Origin of the sequence: Pseudoalteromonas sp. S2755 (assembly GCF_005886535.1) — a bacterium.
Taxonomy (GTDB): domain Bacteria; phylum Pseudomonadota; class Gammaproteobacteria; order Enterobacterales; family Alteromonadaceae; genus Pseudoalteromonas.
Window position 1 is genome coordinate 1 of record NZ_PNDS01000194.1, and the last position, 7,898, is coordinate 7,898.

The 7,898-nt window shown below is 43.1% G+C and carries 3 protein-coding genes; 1 reads left to right on the forward strand and 2 read right to left on the reverse strand.

What is annotated here, in order from left to right; all coding sequences use genetic code 11:
* Positions 1-294: 294 nt before the first annotated feature.
* Both topA and CWC03_RS22655 read right to left on the reverse strand, forming a co-directional pair.
* Positions 295-2,940 (reverse strand): type I DNA topoisomerase, encoded by a 2,646-nt coding sequence (gene topA, locus CWC03_RS22650; protein ID WP_138583770.1) that lies wholly within the window; start codon positions 2,938-2,940, stop codon positions 295-297.
* Positions 2,941-3,191: 251 nt separating this feature from the next.
* Positions 3,192-6,182, reverse strand: a complete 2,991-nt coding sequence (locus CWC03_RS22655; protein ID WP_138583771.1) for an Ig-like domain-containing protein — start codon at positions 6,180-6,182, stop codon at positions 3,192-3,194.
* Positions 6,183-6,353: 171 nt separating this feature from the next.
* On the opposite strand from CWC03_RS22655, the gene CWC03_RS22660 reads away from it, so the two are divergent.
* The gene (locus CWC03_RS22660; protein ID WP_138583772.1) at positions 6,354-7,688 is read left to right on the forward strand and encodes a dicarboxylate/amino acid:cation symporter; all 1,335 of its coding nucleotides are present in this window, start codon (positions 6,354-6,356) and stop codon (positions 7,686-7,688) included.
* Positions 7,689-7,898: the final 210 nt, after the last annotated feature.

Genomic DNA, 7,898 nt, shown 5'->3' on the forward strand with positions numbered 1-7,898 from the left:
TGTATTAAGTAAATGATCTATCTTGAAGCGGGGAAATAGCTTTAGTAGCAAGGCAAAAATTTTGCTATTTAGTTGTTCTAAATGAGAAATTTTTAACGAAGCTAATATGCTATTTCACCCTTCAAATTGATTAGAGAATTAATTCAATTGGTATAATACCAGTTCGCTTAATTAAGTGATGGCATTCATGATGAGAAAGGCCGCTCAATATGTTGAGCGGCCTTTTATTTTCAATAACATTTTAGGCAAAATATCCATAGCATCTGAAGACACTTATCGATGTTTGGCTAGCTGTTAAGCTTTCTTTTTCTTGGTAGTTTTCTCTTCTTCTACCCATTTTCCATTACTATACGTCGCTTTCCAACCCGTTGCTTTACCATCCACTTCTGTCATCACATATTGTGTCTTGGTTTTTCTAGAGTAACGAACAATCGCTGGATTTCCATCCGAGTCTTGCTCAGGCGCATCGGCCAGATAATAGAATTTAGGTGAAATTCTATCTCTAAAGCGTTTTAGCTCTGATACTTTCGGAGCTCTTGTCTCACGAGATTTCGGGAATGTGTGCGCCGCTAAGAAAATACCGGAAGCACCATCTCGAAGCACAAAGTGCGCGTCCGATTTTTCGCACTCTAGTTCCGGTAGCGGAACTGGATCTTCTTTCGGTGGTGCAGCTTCACCATTTTTCAATAGCTTACGGGTATTTTTACAGTCTTCATTTGTACAACCAAAATACTTACCAAAACGGCCAGATTTAAGCTGCATATCCGAGCCACACTTGTCACACTCAATCAGTGGTCCATCGTAGCCTTTGATCTTAAATGCACCGGTTTCAATGACATAGCCCTTACACGCGGGGTTATTACCGCATACATGGAGCTTTTTCGTTTCATCGATAAGGTATGAGTCCATTGCCGTTTCGCAAATTGGACAACGTTTCATATGACGCAGCGATTCAGCTTCCGCCTCTTCATCCGCATCCGCGGCAACCGCTTCATCACCAGGCACTAGATTAATTGTGGTGGTACAGCGCTCTTTTGGCGGCAAGTTATAGCCTGTACAGCCAAGAAATACTCCGGTCGACGCGGTACGAATACCCATTTTACGTGAACATGTGGGACAATCTATGTCTGTTTCAACCATCACATTTTGTCGCATACCGCCTTCACTCTCATCACCAGCTGCGATTTCTAGCTGGTTAGAAAAGTCGGCGTAAAACTTATCAAGCACCTGCGTCCATAAACGTTCGCCCTCTGCGATATCATCAAGGCGATCTTCCATTTTTGCGGTAAAGTCAAAGTCCATTAAATCATTGAAATTCTCAACGAGTCTGTCAGTCACAATCTCGCCCATTTTTTCAGCGTAAAAACGGCGGTTTTCAACTCGGACATAACCACGGTCCTGAATCGTAGAGATGATAGCAGCATAGGTAGATGGACGACCAATACCACGCTTCTCTAACTCCTTAACTAAGCTTGCTTCGCTGAAACGTGCTGGTGGTTTAGTAAAGTGCTGTTTAGGATCAATCGCAATAAGATCAAGCTTGTCGCCAACTGAAACACTTGGAAGCGCCTGCTCTTCTTCATTTTTCTTACGAACAGCTGGTTGTACACGTGTCCAACCATCAAAACGTAGCACGCGCCCTTTCGCCTTTAATGTGTAATCTTCCGCGGCGACGGTCAGCGTTGTTAAGTCGTACTCTGCAGGCGTCATCTGACACGCCACAAACTGACGCCAAATAAGCTCATAAAGCTTTTTAGCATCTGCTTCTACGCCGTCTAAATGACCTGATAAGATCGTCACATCAGAAGGACGAATTGCCTCGTGCGCTTCTTGTGCGTTGCCTTTTGTGGAGTAACGCAATGGTGCTTCTGGTAGATACTTACTCCCAAATTCACTATCAATATAGCCACGACACATTTCTAATGCATCGTTTGATAGGTTCGTCGAGTCTGTACGCATATAGGTGATGTAACCCGCTTCGTATAGACGCTGCGCTAACATCATGGTTTTCTTTACACCATAACCTAAACGAGTACTTGCCGCTTGCTGCATTGTCGAGGTAATAAATGGCGCACTCGGCTTACTCTTACTTGGTTTTTCTTCAACCTTGACAACTTCGTAAGTACTGTTTTCAAGCACTTGTACAGCAGTATCAGCCTGCGCTTTGTTTACAGGCTTAAATGCTTCGCCTTTAAATTTAGTAACCGCTAGACGAATATCATCTTTCGTTGCTTTAACATCCGCGTGAATATCCCAAAACTCTTCTGGAATAAACGCTTTAATCTCACGCTCTCGCTCAACAAGTAATCTCACTGCAACAGATTGTACGCGACCTGCCGATAATCCTCTTGCGACTTTTTGCCAAAGCAGCGGAGACACCATAAAGCCAACAACACGGTCAAGGAATCGTCTTGCCTGCTGAGCATATACCATGTCGGTGTTAAGATCACCTGGAGCTTCAAACGCTTGGGTTATCGCATTTTTGGTGATCTCGTTAAAGACCACACGCTTGTATTTGCTCTCATCGCCACCGATAATCTGCTCAAGGTGCCAAGCAATCGCTTCCCCTTCTCTATCCAAATCGGTTGCGAGATAGATATGGTCAGCATCTTCAGCGAGCTTTTGTAGTTCTTGAACTACTTTTTCTTTACCTGGCAAAATTTCGTAATGCGGTTCCCAACCCTTCTCAGGATCAATCCCCATCCTCGCAACTAAATTTGCATAATCTTTTTGCTTTTTATATTGCGCTTTTTCTTCAGGTGACATTTTACGCACTTCAGCTGGAGACTTCGTTGCCAAACCTTTCGTTTTACCTGCCCCTGAGGTAGGAAGATCTCGAACATGGCCTACACTGGATTTTACAATGTAATCCTTGCCGAGGTATTTATTGATTGTTTTTGCCTTCGCGGGAGACTCTACAATTACTAGCGATTTGCCCATAGCTGCCTATTTTTGACCGATTCTGTCTGATGTTTGCCCTTACTTGGGCGTTAAATTACTTATAGGTATATCTACAAACACCTATTGTTACAAGCTAAAAATACTAACTTTTCCCTGATCACCGAATTATTATCCAATTTATGTACAATATTCAGCCAATTTAGGGACACATTCATATATATAAGGTTAAGGCACGGGAATATAAAGGAATAGAAACAAAAATGCCAACCCGAAAGTTGGCATTTGTTGAATTATCCAGCGTCTGTGACGCTTATTCCGATTGATTGTGTCTTTCGTTCATCATCATCTCCCAAAGCAGGGAAAGTAAATTTGATCCCTAATACGCCAGAAAGTTTGTTATTTGGTTCAGCTTCCCTCGCCAAAGTAACGTTGAAGAAGTTTGGCTTATCACTTGTGTAGTTCCCTAAGGTGCCAGACACACTGCCACTGGTCAACTCACCGTTATTTGTTGAAATCTCGACTTCGGTACCTGCCGGAAGCGGGTTACCAAACTCATCAGTGAAATAAATTGTAATAGGAACAGCTGATGGGCTGCCTGCGGCAGTGAAATCTACACTGGCGAGGTCGCACACACCGTCTACTCCAGATGGCTCAAGCTCGAGGCCATTGCCACTTGGACACGCATTAGAACCTGCAAGCGAGGCTGGCACTGTAAACCGCACAAAAGCATTATCGCCAGACATTATCAATTCAAATTGTCTATATACGTTAACTAGCTCTTTAGTACATTCTCCAGCGGCTTCAGCGGCTTCTGAACAAAGCAAACCATTATACTTGCCGTCTCCTTCATAAATATTGTTGCCATCGATATCAAAATCAAAGCGACCATTGTTATTGCTATCCACCCACCAATCATCATGGCCGCCATTTACAGTTCCGGTTGGAGAACAAGGTCCAGTGTTCGCAGCAGAATCACAATTCTCTTTATCAAAACGACCATTTTCATTGGTATCAAGGAATGCTTCTGTAAGGTCAAATTCTTGGCGATATTCGCCAATGTCGAACCGACCGTTACGACGCTCTACTCCACCGCTTGACTGCTCATCTCTGAAATTTTCTTGGCCTTTAACAAAAGCCAACACACTTACACGCCCACCCATAACAATTCGTCTAAGCGCAGTTGCAGCGCCATCATTCGACGAAGCGTCTTTTTGTCTTAGCATGCCATTGATACATGGTGCTGCACTACCAAAATATGGGTCACAGTTCCAATTAGCTGAGCTTTGCTTTTGAGTATTTGATAATGTAGCCGCTAGCCTAGGTGCTACCGCTTCAAAAGTATTCGTGTTACCGTCTATATCACCAATGCGGTTGCCCCAACGATATTCATAAAAAGGTCTATCTCCTTGGCTACGCCACACCACAGTACAAGCAGCATTATTCGTTCTACAATCATAAGTGTCCTCAGACTCAGTACTACCAATAGCACCGGCTTCAGCAATCACTGTTGCAGCAACGCCATCAGCATTAAACTGATTGAATTGATCACCAAAGAACAAGGTAATATTTGTTGTTACCCCATTATAATTAAGCGAATTGGTATTGAATGTAACAGGGGAAGCATCAAACGTATCCTGATCGGTAACACCTGAGCTTAAAATTAATCCTGACGATACACCAAATATCTGCTCACTTAACGGAATAGTATGCATTACGCCTGTAGGACAGCGGGCATCGTCGTTTGATGCATCTGCATCGTTACAAGCATTAGCGATGTCCGTCCAACAGGTAATCGCATCCCCCTCAGGCAAATTAACGTAAGACTCTTCTGGGATATAACACGCACTGACGACAAGGGGGCCCGGCACAATACCAGACTTAACCGTTGTTCTTACGATACCATTTGCATTGGTGTTTCCAGTAATTTGTGTAAGCGAGGCTAGGCCTTGCTCATCTGACAATCTAAAGTCGACTCGCGCTCGTGGAATTGCAAGATTATCTTCATCTACCAGTTTAAAACTCACAACAGATTGAGTTGGTAAGCCGCCTTCTCCAGGAGGTAAAGCAATGAATTGATTAAATCCATCTTCCTCAGGTAAAAACTGTACTGCTTGTGCAAGCGCACTATCCACTTCAATAATCGTTTCTTGATTTATTGGAGAGCTGCCGTTCTGGATAGTAACAGAAATTCTATCTTCGCCTTGGCAACCTTTAGCACGGTATGTAGAACGGGCAATACCATTGGAGGTATTTACCGTTTCATCTAATTCAGCAAGCGCAGGAGTTGCCGCAGAACAAGCTGAGCTAAATGCAACTTCAACAGCGCTATTGATTAATGCCCCATTCTGATCCTTTAGCGTCACAGTAATAACTGTACTTCCACCTGCGGAAAGCTTTTGTTGGATGCCATTACTATCAACCAAGCCATTGTCAATCGTAACATTCAATTGAGCAACACCAACATTAAAATTGATAGCCTCAGTGACATCGACATAATCTGGAGAGTTTACGGTAATAGTACCTGCGCCACCTTGGTTACCTGGCTGAAACTTTAGGATTGCAATGCCAAAAGAATCTGTTAACGCGGTGCCTGTCGATGGTAAAATAGTACCTAAAGTAGTTTCAGCACTAATTAACGCGTTGGCGATAGCATCACCTGTTTGGCTAGATGTCATTTTGATGAATACATCAGCCGTCTCGTTTGACGATACTTGATTGACGCGAGTACACCCAGCAGCGATCGGATCTAGCATAGCCTGATCTCGGCTATCATCCCAACCTGCGGGACATTTACTTAATAACATGACCTCAAGTTTTGCTGACGTGGTTACATCTCCATCATCGCCACCACCTTGAGAGGTAAAATCAAAAGATCTCGTTGCGCTATTATCACCTTGAGTGTAAGTCGCCGTAACACGCCCAGCACCTACCGTAGCTGTTACTTTTAAAGTAATTGACGCTTTACCCTCAGTGTTCGTAAGCACAGACCCAGAGCTGGGTTCCATGGTTGCAAATTCGTCGCTTTCAAAAACGATTCGGCTATTTGCCAGAGGGCTACCATCTTTTGTTAACGTGGCAGTGATTACTAGAGGAGATGAAGATGAAAGTGTATTTGTTGAATTACCACTAGTATCCGCTCCTGAAAGCGTAATGGTATAAACACCATCGCTACCATCATCACCATTACCATTATCTGTATCTTTTTGGATACTGCCGCCGCCACCGCACGCGGTCAGTAAGAATGCTAGCATCAGTATGCTAAAATAGCGCATAAAGGGCATTCACCTATCTCCCTAGCTAAGTTAATTTTATTATTGTTCAATAGTAACTCAATTTTAGCGATAAAATCACAATTTTTTATTAGATTGGGTAGATTTTCTGTCGTGAAATGCTGTTCATCTGCGCCAAGCCTGTTAAGCTTTAGCAGTTTTAAGATACATAGTGTTAGGACAATGTCAGAAAATCAAAAAATGGGCCTAACGGCGCGCATTATGATAGGCATGGTGTTGGGTGTTGTATTAGGCCTCACCCTTCAAGCCATCCTAGGTAAGAATAAAGAAATACTTATTCCTTTAGGTCTCTTTGACCTCCCCATTAAAGGTTTTTTTGTTGATGGTTTATTCCACATAGGTGGGCAAATCTTCATTGCAAGCTTAAAAATGCTTGTTGTTCCTTTAGTGTTTATTTCCCTTGTATGCGGCACATGTAGTCTTAGTGATCCCAAAAAGTTAGGCCGCTTGGGTGGTAAATCCATTGGTTTGTATCTCATTACAACAGCAATTGCAATTACGGTTGCGATCACGCTCGCACTACTCATTGCACCGGGCGGTGGCGTTGAAATTCCAAGCAGCGTGTCATTTGACGCAAAGCAAGCGCCGACACTTGTACAAGTCATAATCAACATGTTCCCGACCAACCCAATTGACGCGATGGCCAATGGTAACATGCTTCAAATTATCGTCTTTGCGCTATTATTCGGTATTGCTATGGCATTAAGCGGAGACGCAGGTGCTCGCCTAGCAACCGTGTTTGAAGATCTCAATACAGTGGTGCTTAAGCTAGTGACTTTATTAATGAATGTCGCTCCATATGGCGTATTTTGTTTGATGGCTAAGTTGTTTACAACCATCGACATTGGGTTAATCGCCGAGCTCGGCAAATACTTTATGGTGGTGCTGGCAGCACTGCTAATTCATGCATTCATTAACTATTCAATCTTATTTAAGCTATTGACGGGTTTGAGTCCAATCATCTTCCTGAAGAAGATGAAAGACGCATGTATGTTTGCCTTTAGTACGTCGAGTTCAAGTGCAACGATGCCTGTAACATTAGAGACTGCTACTAAGAAGCTAGGTGCACATAACTCGGTTGCTTCTTTCACAATCCCTCTGGGTGCAACCATTAATATGGATGGCACAGCTATCATGCAAGGTGTTGCAACAGTCTTCATCGCTCAAGTATTTGGCGTCGACCTCACCATCAATGACTATCTCATGGTTATCTTGACTGCTACTCTTGCCTCAGTTGGTACCGCAGGTGTGCCTGGCGTTGGCTTGATCATGCTTGCAATGGTACTTAACCAAGTTGGATTGCCTGTTGAAGGCATCGCGCTTATCATCGGTGTGGATCGGCTATTAGATATGACAAGAACAGCAGTTAACGTAACTGGTGATTGTATGGTTACTTGTGCTGTGGCCAAATCTGAAAATGAATTTGATATCGATGTTTTCAACGACCCTGATGCGGCGAAAGAATTAGAAGAAACCACTTCTAAAGCAAAAGCGTAAATATCAATAACGCAGCTAAGTTATAATAGCTGCGTTATTCTCCTCAATAAGCCAACTCAATACTCTCTGCAACAGACCTGTTAGCCATGCCCTTATCTTCATTGCCACTTTTTCCTAGGTACTGAATAATACCAATTGAATTAATTCTCTAATCAATTTGAAGGGTGAAATAGCATATTAGCTTCGTTAAACATTTCTCATTTAGAACAC

What these genes read in the sequence shown, in the direction of transcription:
- topA (WP_138583770.1), bottom strand. Translation starts at nt 2,940, where the DNA reads ATGGGCAAATCGCTAGTAATTGTAGAGTCTCCCGCGAAGGCAAAAACA.
- CWC03_RS22655 (WP_138583771.1), bottom strand. Translation starts at nt 6,182, where the DNA reads ATGCCCTTTATGCGCTATTTTAGCATACTGATGCTAGCATTCTTACTG.
- CWC03_RS22660 (WP_138583772.1), top strand. Translation starts at nt 6,354, where the DNA reads ATGTCAGAAAATCAAAAAATGGGCCTAACGGCGCGCATTATGATAGGC.